Below are 23,990 nucleotides of genomic sequence, written 5' to 3' on the forward strand. Positions count from 1 at the left end.
TATATTGATCGCCCTAGCCACCCGCATTCCATCTTTTGGACGATGCTCTGCTCAGCTCCGTAAGAGACGATAGTGAGCATGGCCCCATCTGAGACTTCATCCGCGATAGCATCCACGTCGTCGAAGGCATTGACACCTCGACGTCTCTACGGCATCCTCGCGATCGCCGAGACGATCACGTGGACCCTGTTGATTATCGGAATGCTCCTCAAATACGTGGCGCAGATCGGCGACTGGCCCGTCACCATCGGCGGCGGCACGCACGGTGTCATCTTCGTCGCCTACGCCTTCACAGCCGGTCTTGTCGGCGTGAACCAGCGGTGGACGCCACTGCAGATCGTGGGCGCCGTCGCCACGGCGATCGTCCCATATGCGACGATTCCGTTTGACCGCAGCCTCGAGCGTCGGGGCATGCTCGAGGGCGGTTGGCGCCGCGAGAAGACAGACGATCCGCGCGATGCAACGTGGGTGAGTGCGTGGCTCCGATTCTTCCTCCGGCATCCGGCCCTGCTCAGCATCCTCCTTGTGGTAGCCGTCGGCGTCGTCTTCGGCACGCTCCTCACGCTCGGCCCGCCCACCGAGTGGGGTTCCTGAGTCGTCGCGCGCCGGTTGCCACTCACGGGCAACCGCGGCAAGAATGGTCGTATGCGCCATGAGTTGAGTTGTTGATGGATCAGCAACTGCTTCTGCTCATCCTCGACCTCACGGGCACGTTTGCGTTCGCACTCAATGGAGCCCTCACAGCGATCCGGGCCGTTCGCGTCGACATCGTCGGAGTGATCGCTCTGGGCATGATCACCGCGATGGGCGGCGGAGTCATCCGCGATGTGATGCTCAACCTCTCGCCCGCCACCTTTCAGGATTGGCGATACCTCGCTGTCGCGGCGGTCGGGGCGCTCATCGCCTTCGCCTTCGGAAACAGTCTCGTTCGACTGTCCACGCCGATTGAGGTGCTGGATGCTGTCGGGCTGAGCTTCTTCGCGATCACCGGAGCGATCAAAGCCATTGAGTTCGGGCTCGGACCGGCCCAGGCCATCATTCTCGGCACCATCACCGCTGTCGGCGGAGGCACGCTTCGCGATGCGCTGCTCGGACGTGTGCCCTCCGTGCTGAGTGACGGGCTCTACGCTGTGCCGGCCTTCATCGGCGCCGGCCTCGCCGTCATCGCGTCGCTATTCGGGCTCTACGGCCCCGTCACCGCGGTCGTCGCAGCTGCCGTGTGCTTTCTCATCCGCATCCTGGGACTGCACTTCGGCTGGAACGCGCCAGTGCCGCGCGAGTGGAAGCGGCGTGGCACCGGCAGCTCACGTCGGGACTAACGATGGCTATTTCGCAAGCCACTCGAGCGCCGCGACGACGAGCGCACGAGTGCCCGTGTCGAGTGTCGGCTGGATCACGGGTGCGAACGCGGGCGAGTGATTCACGGGAATGTCCTGCGCCACTCGCCCTGCTGCCTCGGCAGCGGCATACTGCTCTGCGTCGATTCCCCCGATGCCCCAGTACACATACGGCACTCCGAGAGCGTTCGGAACGTCGCTGAAGTCTTCGCTCGCTGACTGCTGCTCAATGGGTCTGTTCTGCTCACCAAAGTGCGTGGTGAATGCAGCGGCGACGCGTTCGCTTGCCTCCGTGTCGTTGTCTGTGAGCGGAAAACTGTCGAAGACGTCGTATTCCGCTGGTTTCGGCGACTGCGAGGCGACACACTCGGCATCGACGATGCGCCGGATCGCCTCAAACAGCGCGGAGCGCGTCTGCTCGCTGTAGGTGCGCATGTTGAGCTGCAGCACGGCTGACTCGGGAATGACGTTGCTCTTCGTGCCGGCCTGGATGCTGCCGACCGTGAGCACGGCGGTCTCCGCCGGCGCAATCTCACGGGAGACGATGGTCTGCAGCCTCACGACGATGTGCGCAGCGAGCACGACCGGGTCGATGCTCGCCTGCGGCATCGAACCGTGGGCGCCACGGCCGTGAACGGTGATCCGGATGCTGTCTGCCGCCGTGAGGAACGGGCCAGGTCGCACCCCAAGCGTTCCGGCCGGTAGCGCCAGCACATGTTGCGCGAGGGCGATGTCTGGTGTCGGAATCAGCTCGGCGAGCCCGTCGTCGAGCATGCCCGCTGCACCGTCAGCCGTCTCTTCGGCGGGCTGCAGAAGCGCAACGACAGTGCCGCTCCACTGTTCCGGCGATCTGCTCAGCAGCTCCACGGCAGCCACAAGCGACGCCACATGCACGTCGTGCCCGCACGCGTGGGCGACAGACACTGTGTGACCGTTCTCGTCCGGTGCCGTAGCCTCGCTCGCGTAGTCGACGCCGCTTTGTTCCGTGACGGGGAGCGCATCCATGTCCGCACGCAGCAGTACGACAGGCCCGTCGCCATTGCGCAGAATTCCGACGGCGCCAGTGCCGCCGATTCCGTCATGCACATCAAGGCCAAGCCCGCGCAGCCATTGCGCCGCCTTCGTCGCAGTTTCGTGCTCGTGATGCGATAGTTCGGGGTTTCTGTGCAGATCTCTGTAGAACTCCTCCTGCCGCTCGCGAAGCTCATCGAGCCCGGCCAAAACTTTCGACACCACCGTCATGCAGTCCTCCACCACCGTCTCTTTTCGCAAGCTTTCCACTGCTCGGATGCCGAGGCAAGCACGATTCTGCGCACGCACACCTCATGCTCTGCACCCGGGTAGGATTGACTACGGTCCGGCGTGATGAGCCACGCCCCTCTTTCGTCCCCAGGAGCGAGTATTTCGTGAGCATCCCAGCAGACACCGGCGCCGACACCGTCGCGAACGCAGCAGCGACTCCCGAGAAAGAGCAGCCCTACGCGGCACTCGGTCTGAAGCCAGACGAATACGCGGCGATCCGCGACATTCTCGGACGGCGCCCCACCTCGGGAGAGCTCGCCATGTACTCGGTGATGTGGAGCGAGCACTGCTCGTACAAGAGCTCGAAGAAGTACCTCCGCCAGTTCGGCCAGAAGGTGTCGCCAGAGATGACGAAGAACCTCATGGTGGGCATGGGCGAGAACGCCGGCGTCGTCGACATCGGCGAAGGCTGGGCCGTGACCTTCAAGGTCGAGAGCCACAACCACCCGAGCTACATCGAGCCGTTCCAGGGTGCAGCGACAGGCGTCGGCGGCATCGTGCGCGACATCATCTCCATGGGCGCTCGTCCCGTCGCCGTCATGGACCAGTTGCGCTTCGGCACGATCGACGACCCCGACACCGCACGCGTCGTGCACGGGGTCACGAGCGGCATCTCGTTCTACGGCAACTGCCTCGGCCTTCCCAACATCGGCGGCGAAACATACTTCGACCCGGTGTACCAGGGAAACCCGCTCGTCAATGCGCTCTCCGTCGGAGTGCTCCGCCACGAAGATCTTCACCTGGCCAATGCCTCGGGCGTCGGCAACAAGGTTGTGCTGTTCGGCGCACGCACGGGAGGCGACGGCATCGGCGGAGCATCCATTCTGGCCTCTGACTCCTTTGATGACGGCGGGCCGACAAAGCGACCCGCCGTGCAGGTTGGCGACCCGTTTGCCGAGAAGGTGCTCATCGAGTGCTGCCTCGAGATGTACCGCGATGAGCTCGTCGAGGGAATTCAAGACCTCGGCGCAGCCGGCATCTCGTGCGCAACGAGCGAGCTCGCCGCAAATGGCGACGGCGGCATGTTCATCGAGCTCGATGGCGTGCTGCTTCGCGATCCCTCGCTCACGGCAGAAGAGATTCTCATGTCGGAGTCGCAGGAGCGCATGATGGCCGTTGTGGCGCCAGAGAAGCTCGACGAGTTTCTCGCCGTCGCCGCGAAGTGGGATGTCGAAACGAGCGTGCTCGGTGAAGTCACCGACACGGGACGACTGGTCATCAACTGGCACGGCGAAGAGATCGTCAACGTCGATCCGTCGACGGTGGCCGTCGACGGCCCCGTGTACGACCGCCCGGTTGCATACCCGACTTGGATCGATGCGCTGCAGGCAGACACCGCGAGCGCTCTCGAGCGCAGCGATGACCCGGCCGTGCTGAAAGAGCAGACGCTGAAGCTTCTTGGTTCGGCGAACCTGGCAGACAAGAGCTGGATCACGGACCAGTACGACTACTACGTGCTGGGCAACACGGCGCTGTCGTTCCCCGATGACGCGGGAATGATCCGCGTCGACGAGGAGTCGGGGCTCGGCTTCTCGATCGCCACCGATGCCAACGGCCGTTACTGCCAGCTCGACCCGCGCGCAGGAGCGCAGCTTGCCCTCGCGGAGGCCTACCGCAACGTCGCCGCAACCGGGGCCGTCCCCGCCGCGGTCACCGACTGCCTCAACTTCGGCAGCCCCGAGAACCCCGAGGTGATGTGGCAGTTCTCTGAAGCCGTTGAAGGGCTCTCCGATGCCTGCCTCGAGATGGGCGTTCCCGTCACGGGCGGCAATGTCTCGTTCTACAACCAGACGGGCGACACCCCCATCTACCCGACGCCGGTCGTCGGCGTTCTCGGCGTCATCGACGATGTCGCCAAGCGCGTTCCGAGCGGCTGGCAGGACGAGGGCGACAACATCTACCTTCTCGGCACGACCCGCACGGAGCTCTCAGGATCGGCGTGGGCTGGAACGGTGCACGGGCACCTCGGCGGCCGTCCGCCGAAGGTCGATCTTCAGCGCGAGAAGGATCTTGCTGCGCTGCTGCACGCCGGGTCGCAGCAATCGCTTCTCGCCTCGGCGCACGATCTGTCAGACGGCGGTCTCGCGCAGGCGCTCATCGAGTCTGTGCTGCGCTTCGGCGTCGGAGCGCGCGTGTGGCTCGGCGAGATCATGGAGCGTGACGGCGTCGACGCGGCATCCGCCCTCTTCTCGGAGTCGACAGGACGTGTGGTTGTCTCGGTTCCTCGCGAAGACGATGTGAAGTTTCGCGGACTGTGCGAGGGGCGCGGGTACCCCGTGCTGCGCATCGGCGTCACCGACAGCGCGGCTTCTGCCGACGCGACGCTCGAGGTTCAGGACTACTTCACGGTCTCGGTCGATGACCTGCGGAAGACGCACGAGAGCACCCTGCGCGAGCATTTCGCCTAGAGATCGGCGGCCGTCGCGTCAGTCGGATTCCGACTGCACGCTGTAACAGAGGTGCGCGAATCCGCCATAGCGCTTGACCTCAGTCAACTCGAGGTCGCCGGGCTCCGTTGCACGAGGAAAAAGCGGCGCCCCACCGGCGAGCGCCGAGGGCGCGATCGACACCTGAATCTCGTCGAGAGCGCCAATGTCGTAGAACTGGCCGACAAGCTCCCCTCCGCCGACAAGCCACACATCAAGACCGGATGCCGCCCGAACGATGTCATCGAGGTGGTCACCGACGTCGCCGTCGACGAGGCGAACGTCGGCGCCCTCGGGAATCGGCAGGTTGCGACTCGTGAAGACGTACGTTGGATGATCGCCGAAGAACGACGTCCACTTCTCAGGATGCTCCATGAGCTTCGTTGAGCTCAGCACCCACTCGTACGTCGTTGCGCCCTCGACGATGACGCCGACCTCGCGCATGAATGCTCCGTGGTCGGGAGCCTCGCCCGACTCGACGGCGAAAAGCCAATCGAGCGAGTTCTGCTCATCGGCGATGAACCCGTTCAGCGACGTCGCCGTGTTGTAGACAATGCGTGTCATGCCCTTCACGGTATTGCAGCATTGCCATTCGCGTTGGAGACACGCGTCCGATCGCCGCATCCTGCTCGCTTTGCTTGCATTCGCTCCCCGTAGCGGATGTAGGCTCGTGACGTCGGACGGCATCTGCCGCCCATCGAGTCGTCAGGGGAACGGCCGGTCGATCGTTCTCTGAGGGGAGCGATACCGATGTCACAACGATCCACTCCGTATACGAAAAAGGCCTACGGGCTCTCCATCGCCGCTGCGGTCGGCGGATTTCTCTTCGGCTTCGACTCGTCCGTCATCAACGGCGCCGTCGATTCGATTGACAAAGCGTTCTCACTGGGGCCCGCGCTCACCGGATTCATCGTCGCCGTCGCCCTTCTCGGCTGCGCCGTCGGCGCCTGGTTCGGCGGCGCCCTCGCCGACCGCTACGGTCGGCTCCGGGTCATCTTCATCGGCGGCATCCTCTTTCTGATCAGCTCGATCGGGGCCGGTCTCACCATCGGGCCATGGGACCTGCTCGTCTGGCGCGTTCTCGGCGGCATCGGCATCGGCATCGCCTCTGTCGTCACGCCGGCATACATCGCCGAGATCTCGCCGCGGCAGATTCGCGGCACCCTCGCCTCATTTCAGCAGCTCGCCATCACCCTCGGAATCTTCGCAGCGCTCTTGAGCGATGCGGTGCTCGCAACGTCGGCCGGCGGCGCAAGCGAGCAGCTGTGGATCGGCATGGAGGCGTGGCGCTGGATGTTCCTCGTCGGCGCCGTGCCCGCCATCGTCTACATCGTGCTGGCCTTCACCCTTCCCGAATCGCCCCGCTACCTGCTCGCGAAGGGGCGTGAAGACGAAGCGCGCGACATCTTCAAGACGCTCGTCATCGAGTCTGAGGTCGAGCGCAACATCCGCGACATCACCAAGGCGATCAAGACAGACGAGAAGCACTCCGGTGCGTCACTTCGGGGCTCGAGGTTCGGCCTGCAGGGCGTCGTCTGGGTGGGCATCATCCTGTCGGTGTTCCAGCAATTCGTGGGAATCAACGTCATCTTCTACTACTCGACGAGCCTGTGGAAGGCCGTCGGCTTCACCGAGGAGTCGTCACTGCTCGTCAGCGTCATCACCGCGTTGACGAACGTCGTGCTCACCTTCGTCGCGATCTTCCTTGTCGACCGTGTCGGACGGCGCCCGATTCTGCTGAGCGGCTCGGTGCTCATGGCGATCTCACTCGGCACCATGGCTCTCGCCTTCAGCTTCGCGGCGAAGAGCGGTGAAGACGTGAGCCTTCCCGGCGCATGGGGACCGATCGCGCTTATCGCCGCGAACCTCTTCGTCATCGGATTCGCCGCATCGTGGGGCCCGCTTGTCTGGGTTCTGCTTGGCGAGATCTTCCCGCCGAAGATCCGCGGAAAGGCGCTGGGCGTCGCCGCGGCAGCTCAGTGGCTCGCCAACTTCGCAGTCACCGTCACGTTCCCGAGCATGTCGTCGTGGTCGCTTCCACTCACCTACGGCATGTACGCCGTGTTCGCGGCGCTCTCGTTTATCTTCGTGTTCTGGAAGGTTCCCGAGACCAAGGGGATGGAACTCGAGCAGGCAGAGACCCTGTTTACGAAGTAGCGTGCGTCGGCGCCGTCGGCTCCGTGAAGAGGGCGACGACGCTGGCGATCACGTTGTGCAGTTCAGAGTCTGACTGCGCGGGAATGCCCGTTCCCGCGAGCAGGCCGCGCACCGTGACGTCTTTGTAGGCCGTCGTGATGATGCGCACGGCGACCAGCGGGTCGACGACGAAGCGCTGCCCAAAATTGAGCAGGGTCGTCTCAAGAACCTGCGCGAGCTGGCGCTGCATCTCGGTCTCGTGCTCTACGAGATAGCGGCCAAAGTCGGCATTGCGCAGTGCGTGCACGCGAAATTCCGACTCGATGACGCACCATTGCTTGTCATCGCCCTGCAGCTTCAGAAAGTCAGCGACGAGCCCGGTGATGACGTCGACGCGCTCCGTCATTGTCAGCCTCGACAGCGCCTCGCCGTCGAGGCCGGGAAGTACGGTATCGAGGCCAACCTGCACCTGCGCCATTCGTCGATCGTTCTCGCGCTCGGCGAGCGCGACGAAGAGCTCGTTCTTGCTCTCGAAGTTTGAATAGAACGCGCCCCGCGTGAAGCCCGCGCGCTCGACAACGAGCTCGACGGGCGCGGCATCCACGCCAACCTCCGCAAACACGTCATACGCGGCATCGAGCAGGCGATCTCGCGTCTTCTGCCGACGCGCAGACCCTGCATCGGGCGTTGAGCTGACCATCCTGACACCTTCCTGAATTCACTTTGCAATACACGATTGTATCGAATACATTCGTGTATTGGATACATTCCTGTATCGAGTTCTGGAGAACCGTGTCTTCCTTCCTCTATTCCCTCGGCCGCGCTATGCACCGCACCCGTAAAACGGTGATCGGCGTGTGGATCCTCCTTTTGGCAATGCTGGGCGCCGGCGCCCTTCTGTTCAGCCAAGACATGGATAACAGCATCTCAATTCCGGGCACCGAATCACAGCAGGCGCTCGATTCGCTCAGCGCGACATTCCCCCAGGTGAGCGGATCCAGCGCGCAGATCATCATCGTCGCCCCCGACGGCGAGACAGTGACCGATGCCGACGTCGAGACGCCCGTCACCGACGCCGTCGATACTCTGGCCGACATCGACCACGTCGATGCCGTGACCTCGCCCTACGACGACACCGTCTCCGGCTCCATCAACGACGACGAGACAGCCGCACTCATTCAGGTGCAGCTCGATGGCAGCACATTCGAGATTCCAGATTCGACAAAGACAGAACTCGAGGATGCCGTCGAGGCACTCGGCTCCGACCTCCCCGACGGCTCCGAGGCCTCCCTCGGCGGCGAGCTGTTCAGCCAGGAGATGCCCGAGATCAGTTTGGTTGAGGGCATCGGCGTTGTCGTCGCGCTCGTGGTTCTCGTGCTGACATTCGGGTCGTTCCTCGCGGCGGGTATGCCTCTCATCACGGCGATGGTCGCCGTTGGGGCGTCCATGTCGCTCATTCTCGGCGCAACGGCATTCACGTCGATCACGTCGACGACGCCCATGCTTGCGCTCATGCTCGGTCTCGCCGTCGGAATCGACTACGCCCTCTTCGTCATCTCGCGGCACCGCGATCAGCTTCGCGACGGACTCGACGTCGACGAATCGATTGCTCGTTCTGTGGCGACGGCGGGATCTGCCGTCGTCTTCGCGGGTCTCACCGTGATCATCGCCCTTCTCGGCCTCGGGGTCGCCGGCATCCCCTTCCTCACCGTCATGGGCGTTGCAGCGGCACTCGGCGTCGGCATCGCCGTCGTCGTGTCGCTCACGCTGCTTCCCGCGCTGCTCGCTGTGTCGGGCGAACGGCTGCGCCCTAAGCGCACGAAGTCGCAGATCGATGAAGGCACGGCCACTGCGAAGCCCAATCGGTTCTTCCTCGGCTGGGTACGCACCGTCACCAGGCGGCCTCTCGTGACCATTGTCGCCGTCGTCGCTGTGCTCGGCATTGCATCGATTCCCGCGCTCGGGCTCAAGCTCGCCCTTCCCGATGCAGGGGGTCTTCCCGAAGACAACCAGGCGCGCCACACCTACGATCTCGTCTCCGAGAACTTCGGCGAGGGCTACAACGGCATGCTCATCGTCACCGGCCCGATCATCACCAGCACGGACCCACTCGGTCTGATGCAAGACATCGGCGATGAGATCGAGCAACTCGACGGCGTCGCCACGGTGCCGCTTGCAGTCCCCAATGAGACAGCAGATACCGGAATCGTGCAGGTCGTGCCCGAGCACGGACCCGATTCCGATGAGACGAAGGCGCTCGTTCACGAGATCCGTGCGCTGCACGACCATTTTCTCGATGAGTACGATGTCGACCTTTCCGTCACGGGCTTCACCGCCGTCGGCATCGACGTCTCGGCAAAGCTCGGTCAGGCCCTGCTTCCCTTCGGACTTCTCGTTGTCGGACTGTCGCTCGTGCTTCTGACGATGGTCTTCCGCTCTGTCTGGGTGCCCATCAAGGCAACCTTGGGCTATCTGCTCTCGGTCGGCGCTTCGTTTGGAGCCGTGACTCTCGTGTTCGGCAACGGAGTCTTCGCCGAAGCGCTCGGCGTCGCACGCACGGGCCCCGTGATCAGCTTTCTCCCGATCATTCTTATGGGTGTGCTCTTCGGCCTCGCCATGGACTACGAGGTATTTCTCGTCTCGCGCATTCGCGAGGATTACGTGCACGGCAAGAGCGCACGTCGCGCGATCGAGACCGGCTTCACCTCGTCTGCAAAGGTCGTGACGGCGGCAGGCGTGATCATGATCGCCGTGTTCGCCGCGTTCGTGCCAAGCGAAGATGTGAATATCAAACCCATTGCGCTCGGGCTCGCGGTAGGCGTGTTCGTCGACGCCTTCATCGTGCGCATGACCCTTGTGCCCGCGGTTCTCGCCCTACTCGGGGACAAGGCGTGGTGGATGCCGAAATGGCTCGACCGCGTTCTTCCCTCGTTCGACGTGGAGGGTGAGGGGCTCGCACGAGAGCTCGAGCTCGCCGAGTGGCCCGCCCCGGGCGCGAACCTCGCCGTCGCAGCCGATGATCTGTCGCTCACGGTCAAGGGCGAGGAGGTGCTCGCCCCGACGAGCATGCGCATCGCACCGGGATCCGTGCACGCTGTTCGCGGAGACAGCGCTCGTGCCGTCACCGCGGCTCTGCTCGCGATCACCGGCAGGCTCCCGGGCGCGGTCGGCACGCTGAAAGTCAACGGCCTGGTTATTCCGTCGCGTGCGTCGGCGGTGCGCCGCACCGCGGGCTACGTGACTCTTGCCTCGTCGACCCAGCCCATCGCCGATGTGAGAGCCGCACTGGCTGAGCAGCCGAGACTGCTTGCCATCGACGGGGTCGACCATGTCACCGAGCCGGCGCAGCGCGAACGGCTGATCGCCGAGATCGCGAAGGCGCGTTCCCATCGCACAGCGCCGACCATCGTGCTGGGCTGCGGCGCAGCATCCGACGTCGACATCGCCGATGACGAAACGCTCGTCGACGAACTCACCTCTCGCTCACTCGTCACGGAGGCATCCGCATGAGCAACAGCTTCTCTTTCATCGAACGAACCGACAACGCGAAGCGTGTGCGGCCACTGACCCTCGTGGGGCTGCTACTCGTGCCGTTCGTCATCGCCGGAATGCTGGTGTGGGCGCTCTGGGACCCGAGCGACCGCCTCGACTCTGTGAAAGCTGCCATCGTCAACAACGACGAGCCCGTGGAGATCAACGGCCAGACCGTGCCGCTCGGCAGGCAGCTCGGAGCGGGGCTCGTTGGCAGCGACGACGAGGAGACCAACTACACCTGGGAGGTGACCGACTCCGACGGCGCAAGCGAGGGTCTCCAGGACGGCACATACGCTGCTGTCGTGACGATCCCCGAGAACTTCTCAGAGGCCGCAACGTCTACGGCTGGCGATGCCGACGATGCCGAGCAGGCCGTGATCGACGTCACGACAAGCGAGAAGTCGCGGCTGATTGACGACGCGGTGAGCCAGGTCGTTACGACGACGGCGGCAAACATTCTGGGCACCAACCTCACCACGAACTATCTCGACAACGTGTTTCTCGGCTTCAACACGCTGCATGACCAGCTTGGGGATGCTGCCGACGGTGCGAACGAACTCGCAGACGGCACAACAGAGCTGTCTGACGGAATGACCAAAGCCGCGGACGGCGCGGGTGAGCTGGCCGACAGCTCAGACGGCCTCGTCACGGGTGCGCAGGGCCTCGCCGATGGTGCATCCGGCATCGCCGATGGCGCGGGCGACCTGACGACGGGTGCGCAGGGCCTCGCAGACGGAGCATCGCAGTCGGCGGCCGGCGCGTCCGCGCTTGCGGGCGGCGCAAGCCAGCTCGGTGCGGGGCTGCAGCGCCTCGTCGATGGACTGAATGAGCTTAAGACGCAGACCGCGGCATTGCCTGGTCAAGCACAGGGTCTCGCGGATGGCGCAGCCGGCGTCTCCACCGGAGTCGACAGTATCGCGACGGCGTTGGAGGACGATATCCAACCGCTTGCGGATGCATGTGCAGCTGGTGAAACGGAGAAGTGCGAGCAACTCACGAAAACCGTCGCGAGTGTGACTACGTCCGCCAAAACTGTCGGCGATACTGCCTCCGAGGTCTCAGCTGGCATGACCAAATTTAGCGCAGGAATGCAGCCCCTCGCCGATGGCATCGCGTCTGCAGCATCCGGGGCGGCTGCTGTTCAGACAGGCGCCAACGACCTCTCCTCGGGCGCAACGAGTCTGTCCGCCGGTCTCGAAAAGCTCTCCGGCGGTGCCTCACAGCTGGCGGGCGGCGCAGGGCAGCTCGGCTCTGGTGCCGAGCAGCTGTCGACCGGTGCGTCCCAGTACGCGACAGGCATCGAGACGTACACAGGCGGCGTCGTCTCGCTCAGCGAGGCGATGACAAAGCTCGGCGACGGCACGTCCGAGCTCAGCGACGGTGCCGGCTCGCTCGCCGACGGCCTCGACCAGGCCGTCGAGCAGATACCCAACTACAGCGAGTCAGAGCGCAGCTCGCTCTCTGAAGTCGTCGCCGATCCGGTTTCGGCCAGCGACGAGGAGAGCTCAGCGTTCTCGTTCGGCTCCGGCGGCATTCCGCTTTACGCCGTGATCGCACTGTGGCTCGGAGCTCTCGCCACGTTCTTCATGCTTCGTGCGACACCACGAGCCGCACTCGGCTCCACGCGCTCAGCATTCATGCTGACGCTGCGCTCGGCGGTGCCCGGACTCGTTCTCGGGGTCGTGCAGGGTGTGCTCGTGTCGATCATCGTGAGCATCGCGCAGGGAATGAACTTCGCCGAAGGCCTCGGCTTTGCCTGCATCGCCGCCCTCATCGGAGCATCCTTCTCTGCCGTCAACCAGGCACTCGTCGCCGTGCTGGGAGGTGCCGGACGCTTTATTTCGATGATCGTCGGCATTCTCGCCCTCGCCACCGGTGTGATCTCGACGGTGCCCGGCGTGCTCGATCAGTTATTCGGGATGCTGCCGGTCAGCCCGGCCCGTGATGCGTTGAGCGCCGTGATCATCGGCACTCCGGGCATCGGAGCGGCAATCGTCGCCCTCGCTGTGTGGCTGATCGGAGCGATCGCTGCGACAACGCTCAGCGTCGCGCTGAGACGCACGGTCTCAGCCCGAAAGCTGACTACGGCCCCGGCCTGACACGATGCTGGTCTCCGAGTTCGAGCTCTACTCCGCGCGCTCGTAGACCGGCTCGTCGTCTGCGCCGAGAATCACCTCGATCTCGTCACCGTCAAACGCAGCGAGGTAGCCCTCGGGCAGCGCAAAGACCTTCAGAAGGGCAGCTCGTGAACGCACGAGCTGCCCGACGCTCACCACCGTCAGTGTGCGTTCATCGGGTTCCTCGCCTGGAAACCCGAGAAACCACCCCGAGTCGCGCTTGTCTGTCGGCGTCGTATGGTGCGCGACCAGAGCGTGCGATTCGAGCACGCCTTCTGCGCACACCACTTTCTGGGTAAAAACGGCGGGTGCGGCACTCTTAAGCCCCGCGAGGCGCGAAACGGCGGACTGTTCGGCCTCAACGGCGAGAGCGAGCGTGACGTTCGAAACCCAGTCGTGCAGGTCGCCCGCGAAGTCCGGGCAGTGCACGACGAGGGTCTCCGCATCGGCAACGAGCTTGAATGCACTCCAGCCGGCGCGCAGCACGAACCCGTCAACGATGAGCTCGGCTGGTGCCGCTTGGATGACGTCGAAGAACGCCTCGACCTGCGGGCCGAGCACCGGGTCTGCCGTGCACGAAATGGTTTGTCCTGCGATTTGTCGTGAGTACGTCTCAGCCACGCTTCTCATCGTATCGACGACCCTCCGCGTGTTCCGGAGCGACTACCGTGAAATTTCGGATGCCTCGACAGCGGCCCCGCTGAAATCGAGGTGCCGCACACACAAGAAGGGCCCGAATCCGGTGTAGTACCGGACTCGGGCCCCTCCAGCTCCGGCTTTCGCCGAGTGATGCCTAAAGCGTCGAGTCGTGATCGTGCGTACGAGCCGACTTGTCGCGAAGCGATGTGGCCATCTCGTTGACGCCGTTGACCGCCTGGTCGATACCGGAGTTGAGCTCGCGGTAACCCTCGCCAAAGCGATCCGAAGCAACCTCGGTAACGAAACCCTCTCCGAGAAGGTCTTCGACCTTGCCCAGAAGCGTCGTCAGCTCGGTACGGAGCGTCTCCGCACCCGTGTCGAGTGCGCCGGCCGTAGCCTCAACCTGTTCGTGACTAAAGTGAAAAACCATTCTGGCAACCCCTTCTCGTTACTTTCAACGTCTGGAACCCAGTTAACCGTGCGAATGTATCTCTGCCAATGGGGAGGAGTCCCCATCTGCTGCTACGTGAGTGGTGTGGCGATCTCTCGCATCATCGAGACCGCAGTCTCTGTTGAGACTCGCCCACTTTCGTGCAGCTGTCTCACGCCGTCAGCGGTACGTCGACGGAGGTCGTCTTCATTGAGGTCATCCCGCTTTCGAAGGATCTTCGCAATGTGCTCGCCCAGCGCAGCGTCGAGATCTCGTCCTTCCGCGGTGTCTCCATGCAGTGCTTGGAGCATTGTCTGTCTCTTCCTCACCCACAAGAACAGGGCGATGTAGCCGACTGCGGTGACCGCAACGCAGACGGCTCCGACCGTTGCTCCCGGCAGAAACCAGTAACCGTAGTTCGAAACATGCATACTGAACATCACGGTGCCGAGCGCAAACAAGGCCCCGTAGACGATGAGCAGCGGCGGCGAATATGGAAGAGATCGGGGCAGGCTTCGCTTCTCGATCACAAGAGACGCGACGAGCGATGCGACGCCGAGAAGTCCGGTGATCGCGCTTGGCACCCCGATATCAATGAAGTAGTCGTCGAAATTGGTCGGGGAATTAGGCAGGAACAAGACGCCGACCGTCACGGTGAGCAGGATGATCACCAAGACCATAACGATCTTCTTTGGCTTGTTTGCGTCTTTGCGCGCAATCGACATCCGCCGATCACGATCAGACTGAAGCACGTTGATGATCTTTTTTCCAGATCCCCCTGCCACGGATGCGCGGAGCGCCGTGAGAAGTTGCGTCGGTGACGACCAGGTTGGCAACTCCTGCGCGTGCGCCAGCGAGATCTGTTCATCGCCTGAGGAGGGAGTCAGGTAATCGCGCTCCGGCACCTGCCGAAGGACTTCCTGCCAGTTCGAACGCGCGTCGGTCATAGGCCCCTTCTAATCGACGCTCAGACTACCAGCCAGTGCGACTGCATCGTCGAAAACCACACCGATCATTTGAGCCTGCATATCGACGATGTCCACAATCACGAGCACGTACTTTTCCACTCGCGCGAGACGCAGACTTCCCGCGACGAGCGCATCTTCACCGTCGATTTCGACAGGGATCGTATGAGCCACGCTGACAATGCGCTTGCCGTCGACGGGCTCGTGTTCGACGACCTGCGGGAACGAGTATGTAGCAGCATCACCAGTGAGCAAATCTGCAACCGGGGTCACTCCGTCGTACTCCATGATGTAGCTGTGAGCCACAGTTTCCGTACCGAACTCGCGAGGAAAATACCAGAACTTGCGTGACGCGATCTCGTGACGAACGTCAGTGATAACGCGCGCCGCCCTCTCGGTGCGGTCGCGCAGGTCAGCTTCACCAGGTAGACCGTCTGTCGTTTGGAAGGCAACAGCCTTTGCCCACTGCTCGGTCGACTCGTACGGACCCGAGGGAAATTGAGTGGGAACTTCGATCCATGTCTCAGTGTCGAAATCGACGTCTGTCGTGGACTGTGACTTCATGGTCTCCGCATCCAGTTGAAGGTCCCGGCGATGGCATCGAAGAGGTCGCTGACAATGCCGATGAGGTCGCTCTTCTCTTCGCCTGGCGGCACGAGCAACGTTGCGCTGAGCATCAGCGGCGCACGCCCGGTTGATTTCGGCGCCTCAAAAAGATGGTGAACGGTCAACGCGCCGACCCCGGCATCACCGTCGGGCAACGTCGGCTGTCGTTCTTCCCAGCGCCAGACGGCGAGCCCGTTCACGAGGCTCTCCTCGAGCTCATGGCTCGCCATCAGACGATTCCGAAAGTCATCGAGCTGGTGCGCACCACCGATCGGTGCCGGCAGAACCACAAGAGAAGCGGGAAGCAGAGCATTGTCGATGGCCTTCACGGGAAGGTAGATCGACGATGCACGCCGCTTCTTCATATCTACGAACAGCCCATGCGTCAGCGCTCGGTAGTACATGTAATCTTTCGCCTGCCCGCGAGGCTGAAACACCTTCTTCAGGCTGTCGACGAATACCTTCTCCGCTTCGTCGTTGACGGCGAAACGCTTCCACCCCGGCGGAAGGAGAAGTGAGTAGGTGACAGACGGGCGACTCGCCTCGGGAGCCTCACCCGTCAACTCCGACTTCAGATCCATACAGGCCCCATCCCCGCCGTAAAACCCACGCTAGTAACCGGCATTTGCCTCGTTGTATGGCGGGTTGGTGATGTACGGTGACACCACGTTGTCCCTGGTGCCTGTGTAGAGCCCATTCAGCGACGACGCGTTGTTGATCGCGTCCATATAACTCTGCGGGTGGGTGAGCCCATACACGTTGTGGGACAAATTGTTCATCGGCGTCGACGGTACCGGAGTCCGGGGCGGCGTCAGACCAAACTCATTGCGCACGGGGACACTTCTCGGGCCGGCCGCTGCATTGCGCCACGCGCCGCTCACCTCCTGAACCGTCTGCCTACCAGAACCTCTCCCCGCTGCACGCATGCCACCGAGGACATCGTCACCGTGCCTCACGGAATTCACAAGCCCTCGACCGCCGCGCCCGACGATCCGGGTAACACCTCCGCCGAATGGAATGAGGCCGACGCCTCCGATGATGACGTCAGACCACGACCCCTCACCTTGAGACAGGGCATAAATGTCACTAGCCAGCTGGACTACCGCGACAACAGTCGTGATGATCAGAATCGCACCGGCGATCGGGCCGGAAACGAAGAGCGCGACGACAGCGAGGACAAAGCAGATCTTGTTCAAGATCTTCATCAGGTCGGCAAACCAACCATCGTTGTTGTCCGCCTCGGTGATCGCCGAATCGATACCCGTTACGGCGTCATCGTATCCCTGTTCCCACACGACGAAGTGAGCATCGTAATCTTCCCACAGCCCCTCAAGCGTCGATCGCGCTGTCGTGAGAGTTGACTCGGCATCATCGAGGTCGCCCTGTGCAGCTGCCTTCTGTTCGTCAGACGCTTCGTCTTCCCAGATCCAGGTGGTGCTGTTGTCCGAAACAGCGCCTTGGGCATCGTTGCGCGTCTCTACTGCGTTCGACACACTCGTCTGGGCAGTCTGAATTTCTTCGATGAGCGGATCCATGTTGCGCTTCGCCGCTCGCAGAACCTCTGCGTACCCGACAAGCGCGTCACCTGTCCCGCTGTATCGTGTCGCCGCTTTGCTGAGCTCACCATGAATCTTGGCCGCGGACTCGCGAACCTTGTCAACGGCTTCGCTAATCTGTGTCGTTCCTTCGCCGATCTCCTTAAGGGAGGTCGCCGTCTTATCCATGCTTTCGCCAAGATCACGGAGGTAGGCACCGCGCGAGTCGATGCTCTCAGCGTTACCTTCCGAAGGCATGAGCTCATTGCCCTTCGGGGAGAGGCTGCCCAAGTAGTCCATGAGGTGAGTTCACTTCCTTTTCGAAAATCAGACGGAGGCGTACGGAGAGTTATTAGGTCCAGGCTGAGAAAGCGCCGTATGCTCGGTCGTCTCGAGTTGACTGGCGAGGTTTCCTTCGTACTCGTTGTACGCCTGGATGATGCCGTGGAGATGCTCTCTCAGCTTGCCGAGCCCATCCGAGAGCTCTTGCCGATTGTCGTTCCAGTCTTTCTCGAAGTCCCTCACCTTGTCCGTGAGATCCCGACGGTTATACGGCGTACCCACCTCATCAGCGACGTCTTGGTTCCGGTCTGCCACCGCGGCAAAGTCAGTGATTGCTATTCTCAAGCCATTGTCAACAGCCTCGAGATCTTGCATGTTGAGCCAAATCTTGCCAGGCATTACTGCATCACCCTTCTGCCAGCTTGTGGTCGAATTCGCCGGACTTCTCGCCAATTGTGCGGAGACCCGACGCCATGTCAGCAAGACCACCTACTGCCTGGGCAAGGCCATGCGACAACTGCCTGTAGCCATTTCCAAATCGTTCGGACGAAACTTCCGTGACGAATCCCACACCGAGGAGGTCTTCGACCTCGCGCAGTAGATCGTCGACCGTGATCACCATCGACTCACCGCCGTCCTCGAGCACTTTGGCGGTGGCGTTCATCTCGCCGAAGTCCATGTGAAACACCATGACTTGACCGCTCCCCTCTCACATCCCGCGCACTTTACTGTCTATACGCTAACCAAAACTACCCACTTTGACGATGGGGACTACTCCCCGAAATCCGTCCTTCACGGCACGACGAGCGGCACCTGCACCCGCAGTACCTGGCCGTTTTGCACCATGAATCCTCGCCCCTCCGGAGACTCGTGGCGGGCAACACGCGGGAACGGTGTCTTGAAGACGGCATCCCCATCGTGAGTATCCGGTTTCAGAACGATTCCTGCCCTGCCCGCCTTCATCTCACCGATCAGGCCGATTCCCGAGGACAGATTGGCGATGTCAGCCTCGGTGATCAGCACGTGATCGCTTCGATTGACCTTCTGGGCGAGTGTCGCCAGCGGTTTGTCTGCGGCCGACCCGCTGAATTGAGTGACGTTTTCGACAACGATAACCAGTTTGTCCGTAATCTCTTCGTCGCTGACGATCTCGGTCAACTCTTTCACAAGCTCGACCACATCGTCCGCCTTCACAGCACTTCGCGTCCACTCCATGTCGTCTGTGAGCTTCGCACGACGCCCGGCAATGTGGAAGAGCTTTGCACCGGGATCCCACGCCTTGATCGTTCGCGACAGCGCTCGCAGCGTGTTCGTCCTGCCACTTCGTGGGGGCCCACCGATGAGGAAGGTTCCGATCGGCTCGAATCCACACGGCGCCAGCGTCTCCTCCGAGATCCCGACGACGGGGAGATCGTTCACAGCATCTGGCATGTCTTCGATCGGTGCTTCCTTCGGCAACGCGCCCACCTCAGGAGCCCGACCGACTCCCCGATCGACCAGCTCCGCGGCAAGCGACTCGGTCGCTCTCGTCTGCTCTGATACGTTCGACGTCCCGCCGATCACGGCCAATTGGGTCTCATAGCCATCGACGACAGCACGTCCTGGGGGTGAGCTTTCGTCGAGCACATCCTTCGGTGCTCCCAAAAGCTGATACGAGGCCGGGTCAGGCAACCGCAGAATGGTGCGCCGCTGTATCGCCGCTGTGACAGCGCTTGGGACGCTCCCGCTGCGGTCGGCCGTCAGCACGACGTGCATGCCCAGCGGTCGGCCTTCGCCGAGAAGCCGAATGAAGGCGTTGTAGAGCGGCGCGCGCGCGAGCGTGGTCTCGTACTCCGATCGGAAGCCGCCGAAACCGTCAAGCAGCACAAGAATCCGTGGCTCGCTGGGGGCACCGGCGAGTTCTCGGTATTCGGCGATGCTTCCCGCGTTGACCTTCGAGAAGTCCTCTGACCTCCGGTTGAGCTCACCGCGCAACGTTTTCAGGAGACGCGAGATACGTTCGTAATCGTCGCCAGGCACGACGGATCCGACGTGCGGAAGCGCCTCGATCGAACGCAGCGATCCGGTTCCGAAGTCCATCCCATACACGTGCACCGGGCCACCCTTGTCGCCAAGAACCGCGCTGATGGCCAGCGTGCGCAGCAACGCGGTCTTGCCCGTTCCTCCCGTGCCATAGATCGCCATGTGTCCATCGCGGTCTGGATAGAAGCAGCTCGGCTCCTGTGCCTGCTTCTCTGGTCTGTCGCTGACTCCCATGACGATCGCATCGTCGGAGCGATGTGGCAGCTGAGTGAGGTCGTAGGTCTCGGGCAGATCGTCGAGCCAGGGTCGGCGAGGTTCAGGTATCTGAGCGTCCATCGCTGCCGCGACGAATGAGGCGACCATTCGAGCCTGATCGTTCGGGCCCAGGTCTTCCTCCTCTTCGTGGGCGTCGCTCTCGACATCGGGTTCCCACGGTGTGAGCGTTCCGAAGTGGAACTCGGCGACGTCGACGGCGCTCTTCTCCGGCTCATCCGACGTCCACCCGCCGGCGTAGCCCGACTGGAATGGGATCAGTCGTCCCGGTCCGGTCTTCGCAATTCCTCGCCCGGGAATCGTCGGATCGAACGTTCCCGCGATCTTGTCGCCGACGACGTCTTTCGAATCGCTCTCATCTGCCATGCGCAAGGCGACGCGCAGGTTTGTATTGGCCCGGAGGTTGTCTTTGATGACACCGGCGGGTCGCTGGGTCGCCATGATCAGGTGGATGCCGAGAGAGCGGCCTCGCTGCGCAATGTCGACGACGCCGTCAACAAACTCCGGAACCTCTCCAGCCAACGCGGCGAACTCGTCAATGACCAGCACGAGAGCGGGTGGGCATTCTGGGTCGCCTCGCTTCTCGAGCTCCAGAAGGTCTTTGGCCTTCTTTCGATTCAGCACGTGCTCGCGGTAGTGCAGCTCGGCCCGAAGGCTCGTGAGGGCGCGGCGCACCAAGTGCGGGCTCAGATCAGTGACCAGTCCCACGCAATGAGGCAAATTGACGCACTCTGCGAACGCGGAACCGCCCTTGTAATCGACGAAGAGGAACGTCACTCGATCGGGGCTGTATTCCGCCGCCATGCCGAGAACCCACGCCTGCAGAAACTCTGACTTACCGGACCCGGTTGTTCCGCCGACCAGGGCGTGGGGGCCCTGAACCCGAAGATCGAGGTGCATCGCATCGGGAGAGCCCTGGCCGATCAGCGCACGCAGTGTGCCCGCGCGCTTGCGCCTCACCGGCGCTCCGCCGCTCCGGTCGATGATCGACGCGTTCTGGCTCCATCGCTCAAGCGCTGCCTGTGGGTCGTCTGCGAGGTCTGTGCCCGTGAGGGTCAACAGCGACACGCTTCGAGGTAGGTCGCTCGAATCGGCGATCACCGCTCCGGCATCGACAACAGGCGCGAGCCGTCGAGCGAGAACCGTCGCGTAATGCTGAGAGACGCCCTCAACATCCACGTTGTCAACCATGCGGCCCTGACGAACATAGCTGACCTGCGCATGCTCGAGCCCGGAGGCCACGTCAACGACTGTGCGGCAGGCCGCGGGCAACGCTTCGATGGTCGGTGCCATCCAGATCGCATAGATTCTCGCCTCTGCGGCTCGCTCAATCAGCTGCACGAGGCGCGCGCGGTCAACGTCAACATCGTTGTCGATGAACATGACGAGAACGGGAGTCTCCGGCTCGAAGTCAGACTCGAATCTGTCGTCGCCAACTTTTGTGCCGCGATGCGCGGCCGACGCGTCATCGGCGTGCGGGCCCCGCGCGATATCGCTTGATCGCAAATTTCCGATTCTTTCGGCGACAAGTCCCTCGAGTGCGTTGAGGAGAGCCGTTCCCGTAGCCGGATTGTCTGCGAGAGGAAAGTCACCCAACGGATTGTGTGGCGACGTCGTGTGCGGCATCCATTTGAGCCATTCAAACTCGCTCGCGATCCCCGTGCTCGTCAATGCTGCAAACGTGACCTCGGATGGCGAATGCAGACCGGCGAGCTGAACGCCGAGTGCACGCACCGTGTCGCAGACGGCGCTTGTCGCTCCGCAGATGCCCAGCGCGCCAGCGATGTGTGGGTTCTCGACGACGGGCACATGTGCAATCTGCTCAAACCGAGATTGCAGGTCTTTGAGACGCACCCGATAATCTTCCAGACCACCCTCTTTTTCGAGGTTGCCCACCGTCAGACGTCGCGGCATCGACCCGATTCCGAGCCTCAGATCGAGAAAGTTCCAGTGCTCGGGACGCCGCGTCCAGAGCATCGGGCCAAGCTGCTGCGCCTCGTCGAAGATTTCGGCAACAGACGGGCTTTCACGCAAACGCGTCACGCGTTCCTGCGGCTCTTCGTTCACCATCCGATCTTCAATGGCCTCGAGCTGAAGCTCGAAGTCGAAGATCTCGCGTTGCTGCTTCTTCGATGTACGGGAACTCTGCATCAAGAAATTCCCGATCATCATCATGGGCGCCATGGCGATGAATCCCAGACTCAGCGGATTCCGCGTCATTGCATACATGAAGCCGCCCATGAGCACCGGAGCGATCATCATGATCCACGGGAACGGGCGAGGTTCCTTATCCTTCGGTATTTCCGGTGCCGGAATCTCTTCGCCGACATAGCGCACTTCCACCCGAGGAGACCGGTTGAAGCCAAGAAGGCCTCCACGCTCGATGATCGAGCGTTCGCCTGCATCCGTATCGTTAAGCGGAGTCACGGTGATCACCGTGTCTCCCAGCGTCGCTCGACGCCCCTCCATCATGCGCAGACGGGGAACGAGCCCTCCATCGACGAGAATGCCATTCGCCGAGTTGAGGTCGACAATCTCGGTTCCTGCCGCCGTGATCTCTATGCGCGCGTGCTTCTTCGACACCATCGGATCGTTGATCGTGACAGTGGCCTCTGCGTCGCGCCCGATCGTTCCGCTGCCTTCAGCCAAAAGCGTCTCGCGACCGGCGTCCGGACCGCTCAGAATCGTGAGCACAGCGGCAGCGGTCTCGTCTGTGCGACTCGCTGCATCGACGACGGAGACGTCGAAACCGGAGCCCATCGCAGACTCTCCGATGGGGCTGTCGGGATCGAGAGTCACGCGCTGGCTGCCATCGGGAGATGTCACAGCCAGCGTCACGTCGTCAGTGGCCCATGGCGCCAGCGAGAGGTTGGGGTCATCGTGCAGAAATGTGCGAGCAACGTCACCGACAGTCGCCGTCGAGTCGGCCGTCACGACGACGTCTGATGTCGCACCGTTCTCTCGACGAAGGACGAGCTTCAGCTTCATGAACGCGCTCCCTTCATGAGAATTCGAAACTCACAGTCTCCGCATCGAACGACGCTCCCCGTCAGCCAGGTCGGCACGAACGGCTCAAGTGCTCGTTCGCTGCCATCAGGCTGAACGATCACCGTTCCGTTTGACGACCCTCGGTCTTCCACCCAGACCCCTCGGGCTTCGCCTCCGAAAAGGGCGTGGGTCTTCGACATCGAGTGCGACGGGTCGTTTACAGCGACAAGGTTGACGTGTTCACCGTCGCGTGCCTCGGGATTGCGCCCGACGACGACGGGCGCGTCGGTGAGCCCGATGGAGACTCCCCCGCCCTCGACAACGTATTCGACCGATTCTGTGTGGGGTGCGAGTTGCGCATCTGCACCACTGTCGGCGGATGCCGTGGCAGAGATCGTATCTTCAGAGGCGACGAGCGCAGAAGCTGCAGATGGTGGTGCAGGATCAGACGCAGACGCCGGTGCCGCAGGAGTAGGCGCAGGTGCAGGCGGCACGCTGACGGCCCACTCGTCGCGGCTGTCACCGGGCGGAAGAATCGGATTCTCGCCGACGACGCTCAGTCGGGAGCGCTCCCCCGGCGCAAAGTGGCTGTCGATTGCCGTCGAGTCTAATGCCGGCAAATCGGTCTCGACGATTCTCTCGGGGCGGGCAATCCGGCGCTCTGCTCGGCGCAGCGCCTTGAGGTCCATCGGGTTGATCCCGAGGCGAATGTCGATGACTCGGCTCTTCGACACTCTGTCGAGCCAGCCGATGCCTCGCGCGCTCCACAGCGGCGAGCAGAGAATGAGTGCGGGTCCGAACAGCGGAAGCACAACGTTGGCTGCCTGCAGAATGAGAGCACGCAGCACGATGCGCCAGAACCCCGGCTTTCGCATCTTCACGACGCTCACAGACCGGATACCGGTCAGTGCCCTGCCGACCGTCATCCCCTTCAGCCCATGCAGGGCGACCTCGACGATGATGAAAATCCAGCCGAGAAGCATTCCGCCCAGCATGATGATGATCAGAAGCACGAAGTTCGGTTGCTTGATGAAGACCTCGATGCCCGGCCTCGCCCAGTTGGCGCCGGCGATCAGAAACCACGCGGCGGTCAGGCCGGGAGATGCAACGATCAGATAGCACACGATGTCCGAGAAGTACGCGAGGGAGCGTCGCCCAGATGACGCCGGGACGATGCCGAGTCGGTCAGCGCTGAGCAGCGCCTCCGCATACTCTTCACGATCATGAGCACGTGCTGCGGCTTTTTCTGCCGCGGGGTCCCTCACCGTCATCGCCTGCACCTGCTGCTCGGCTTCACGCCGGGCACGACGACCATCCGCAACCGTCACTCATTCCTCCCCGAGCGACGCGCTCAAAACCGTCTGACGTCGCCCGCACACAGCTTAACGAACGACGTCG

19 protein-coding genes are annotated in these 23,990 nt (G+C 62.6%); 6 read left to right on the top strand and 13 right to left on the bottom strand.

The genetic code is table 11. The features are described 5' to 3' along the window. The first annotated feature begins 78 nt into the window (after positions 1–78). Both HCR84_RS13640 and HCR84_RS13645 read left to right on the top strand, forming a co-directional pair. Complete coding sequence (locus HCR84_RS13640) at positions 79–594, top strand: DUF3817 domain-containing protein (protein ID WP_166980162.1); 516 nt, start codon at positions 79–81, stop codon at positions 592–594. A 74-nt stretch (positions 595–668) separates the two neighbouring features. Further along, positions 669–1,319, top strand: a complete 651-nt coding sequence (locus HCR84_RS13645) for a trimeric intracellular cation channel family protein (RefSeq protein WP_166980160.1) — start codon at positions 669–671, stop codon at positions 1,317–1,319. 6 nt (positions 1,320–1,325) lie between these two features. Here the strand turns inward: HCR84_RS13645 and HCR84_RS13650 are convergent, their stop codons facing one another. Continuing rightward, positions 1,326–2,579, bottom strand: coding sequence for an amidohydrolase (locus tag HCR84_RS13650; protein WP_166980158.1), 1,254 nt, complete (start codon positions 2,577–2,579; stop codon positions 1,326–1,328). Between the two features lie 164 nt (positions 2,580–2,743). Between HCR84_RS13650 and purL the strand changes: the two genes are divergently transcribed. After that, a complete protein-coding gene (purL, locus tag HCR84_RS13655; protein ID WP_244972496.1) occupies positions 2,744–5,047 on the top strand; it encodes a phosphoribosylformylglycinamidine synthase subunit PurL in 2,304 nt (767 codons plus the stop codon). 18 nt (positions 5,048–5,065) lie between these two features. Here the strand turns inward: purL and HCR84_RS13660 are convergent, their stop codons facing one another. Then, positions 5,066–5,629: a dihydrofolate reductase family protein gene (locus HCR84_RS13660; RefSeq protein WP_166980154.1), complete on the bottom strand. Its 564-nt coding sequence runs from the start codon at positions 5,627–5,629 to the stop codon at positions 5,066–5,068. Positions 5,630–5,815: 186 nt separating this feature from the next. On the opposite strand from HCR84_RS13660, the gene HCR84_RS13665 reads away from it, so the two are divergent. Next, positions 5,816–7,222 carry a sugar porter family MFS transporter gene (locus HCR84_RS13665; RefSeq protein ID WP_166980152.1) on the top strand — a complete coding sequence of 469 codons (1,407 nt, stop codon included), beginning with the start codon at positions 5,816–5,818 and terminating at the stop codon, positions 7,220–7,222. Here HCR84_RS13665 and HCR84_RS13670 read toward each other — a convergent pair. Further along, on the bottom strand, positions 7,212–7,901 hold the full coding sequence (locus HCR84_RS13670; protein ID WP_166980150.1) for a TetR/AcrR family transcriptional regulator: 690 nt from the start codon (positions 7,899–7,901) through the stop codon (positions 7,212–7,214). The two genes, HCR84_RS13665 and HCR84_RS13670, sit on opposite strands and share 11 nt — an antisense overlap. 92 nt (positions 7,902–7,993) lie before the next feature. On the opposite strand from HCR84_RS13670, the gene HCR84_RS13675 reads away from it, so the two are divergent. Then, complete coding sequence (locus HCR84_RS13675; protein ID WP_166980148.1) at positions 7,994–10,711, top strand: MMPL family transporter; 2,718 nt, start codon at positions 7,994–7,996, stop codon at positions 10,709–10,711. After that, positions 10,708–12,834, top strand: a complete 2,127-nt coding sequence (locus tag HCR84_RS13680) for a YhgE/Pip domain-containing protein (protein WP_166980146.1) — start codon at positions 10,708–10,710, stop codon at positions 12,832–12,834. The genes HCR84_RS13675 and HCR84_RS13680 overlap by 4 nt, the downstream gene beginning before the upstream one ends. Before the next feature lie 27 nt (positions 12,835–12,861). Here the strand turns inward: HCR84_RS13680 and HCR84_RS13685 are convergent, their stop codons facing one another. The 10 genes from HCR84_RS13685 to HCR84_RS13730 form a co-directional block, all read right to left on the bottom strand. Next, the gene (locus HCR84_RS13685) at positions 12,862–13,473 is read right to left on the bottom strand and encodes an immunity protein Imm33 domain-containing protein (RefSeq protein ID WP_166980144.1); all 612 of its coding nucleotides are present in this window, start codon (positions 13,471–13,473) and stop codon (positions 12,862–12,864) included. Between the two features lie 172 nt (positions 13,474–13,645). After that, positions 13,646–13,921 carry a WXG100 family type VII secretion target gene (locus HCR84_RS13690; RefSeq protein ID WP_166980142.1) on the bottom strand — a complete coding sequence of 92 codons (276 nt, stop codon included), beginning with the start codon at positions 13,919–13,921 and terminating at the stop codon, positions 13,646–13,648. 92 nt (positions 13,922–14,013) lie between these two features. After that, positions 14,014–14,868 (bottom strand): hypothetical protein, encoded by an 855-nt coding sequence (locus tag HCR84_RS13695; RefSeq protein WP_166980140.1) that lies wholly within the window; start codon positions 14,866–14,868, stop codon positions 14,014–14,016. Positions 14,869–14,877: 9 nt separating this feature from the next. Further along, positions 14,878–15,450 (bottom strand): hypothetical protein, encoded by a 573-nt coding sequence (locus tag HCR84_RS13700; RefSeq protein WP_166980138.1) that lies wholly within the window; start codon positions 15,448–15,450, stop codon positions 14,878–14,880. Beyond that, positions 15,447–16,073: a hypothetical protein gene (locus tag HCR84_RS13705; RefSeq protein WP_166980136.1), complete on the bottom strand. Its 627-nt coding sequence runs from the start codon at positions 16,071–16,073 to the stop codon at positions 15,447–15,449. Before HCR84_RS13705 ends, HCR84_RS13700 begins: the two co-directional genes overlap by 4 nt. Before the next feature lie 30 nt (positions 16,074–16,103). Continuing rightward, positions 16,104–17,327, bottom strand: coding sequence for a putative T7SS-secreted protein (locus HCR84_RS13710; protein WP_166980134.1), 1,224 nt, complete (start codon positions 17,325–17,327; stop codon positions 16,104–16,106). Between the two features lie 27 nt (positions 17,328–17,354). Beyond that, on the bottom strand, positions 17,355–17,708 hold the full coding sequence (locus HCR84_RS13715) for a hypothetical protein (protein ID WP_166980132.1): 354 nt from the start codon (positions 17,706–17,708) through the stop codon (positions 17,355–17,357). 7 nt (positions 17,709–17,715) lie between these two features. Continuing rightward, positions 17,716–17,988: a hypothetical protein gene (locus tag HCR84_RS13720; RefSeq protein WP_166980130.1), complete on the bottom strand. Its 273-nt coding sequence runs from the start codon at positions 17,986–17,988 to the stop codon at positions 17,716–17,718. Positions 17,989–18,101: 113 nt separating this feature from the next. Next, the gene (locus tag HCR84_RS13725) at positions 18,102–22,592 is read right to left on the bottom strand and encodes a type VII secretion EssC family protein (RefSeq protein WP_195706648.1); all 4,491 of its coding nucleotides are present in this window, start codon (positions 22,590–22,592) and stop codon (positions 18,102–18,104) included. Further along, entirely contained in the window at positions 22,589–23,920 is a 1,332-nt protein-coding gene (locus HCR84_RS13730; RefSeq protein ID WP_166980128.1) for an RDD family protein, read from the bottom strand. The genes HCR84_RS13725 and HCR84_RS13730 overlap by 4 nt, the downstream gene beginning before the upstream one ends. Positions 23,921–23,990: the final 70 nt, after the last annotated feature.

The organism is Paramicrobacterium fandaimingii, assembly GCF_011751745.2.
GTDB lineage: Bacteria > Actinomycetota > Actinomycetes > Actinomycetales > Microbacteriaceae > Paramicrobacterium > Paramicrobacterium fandaimingii.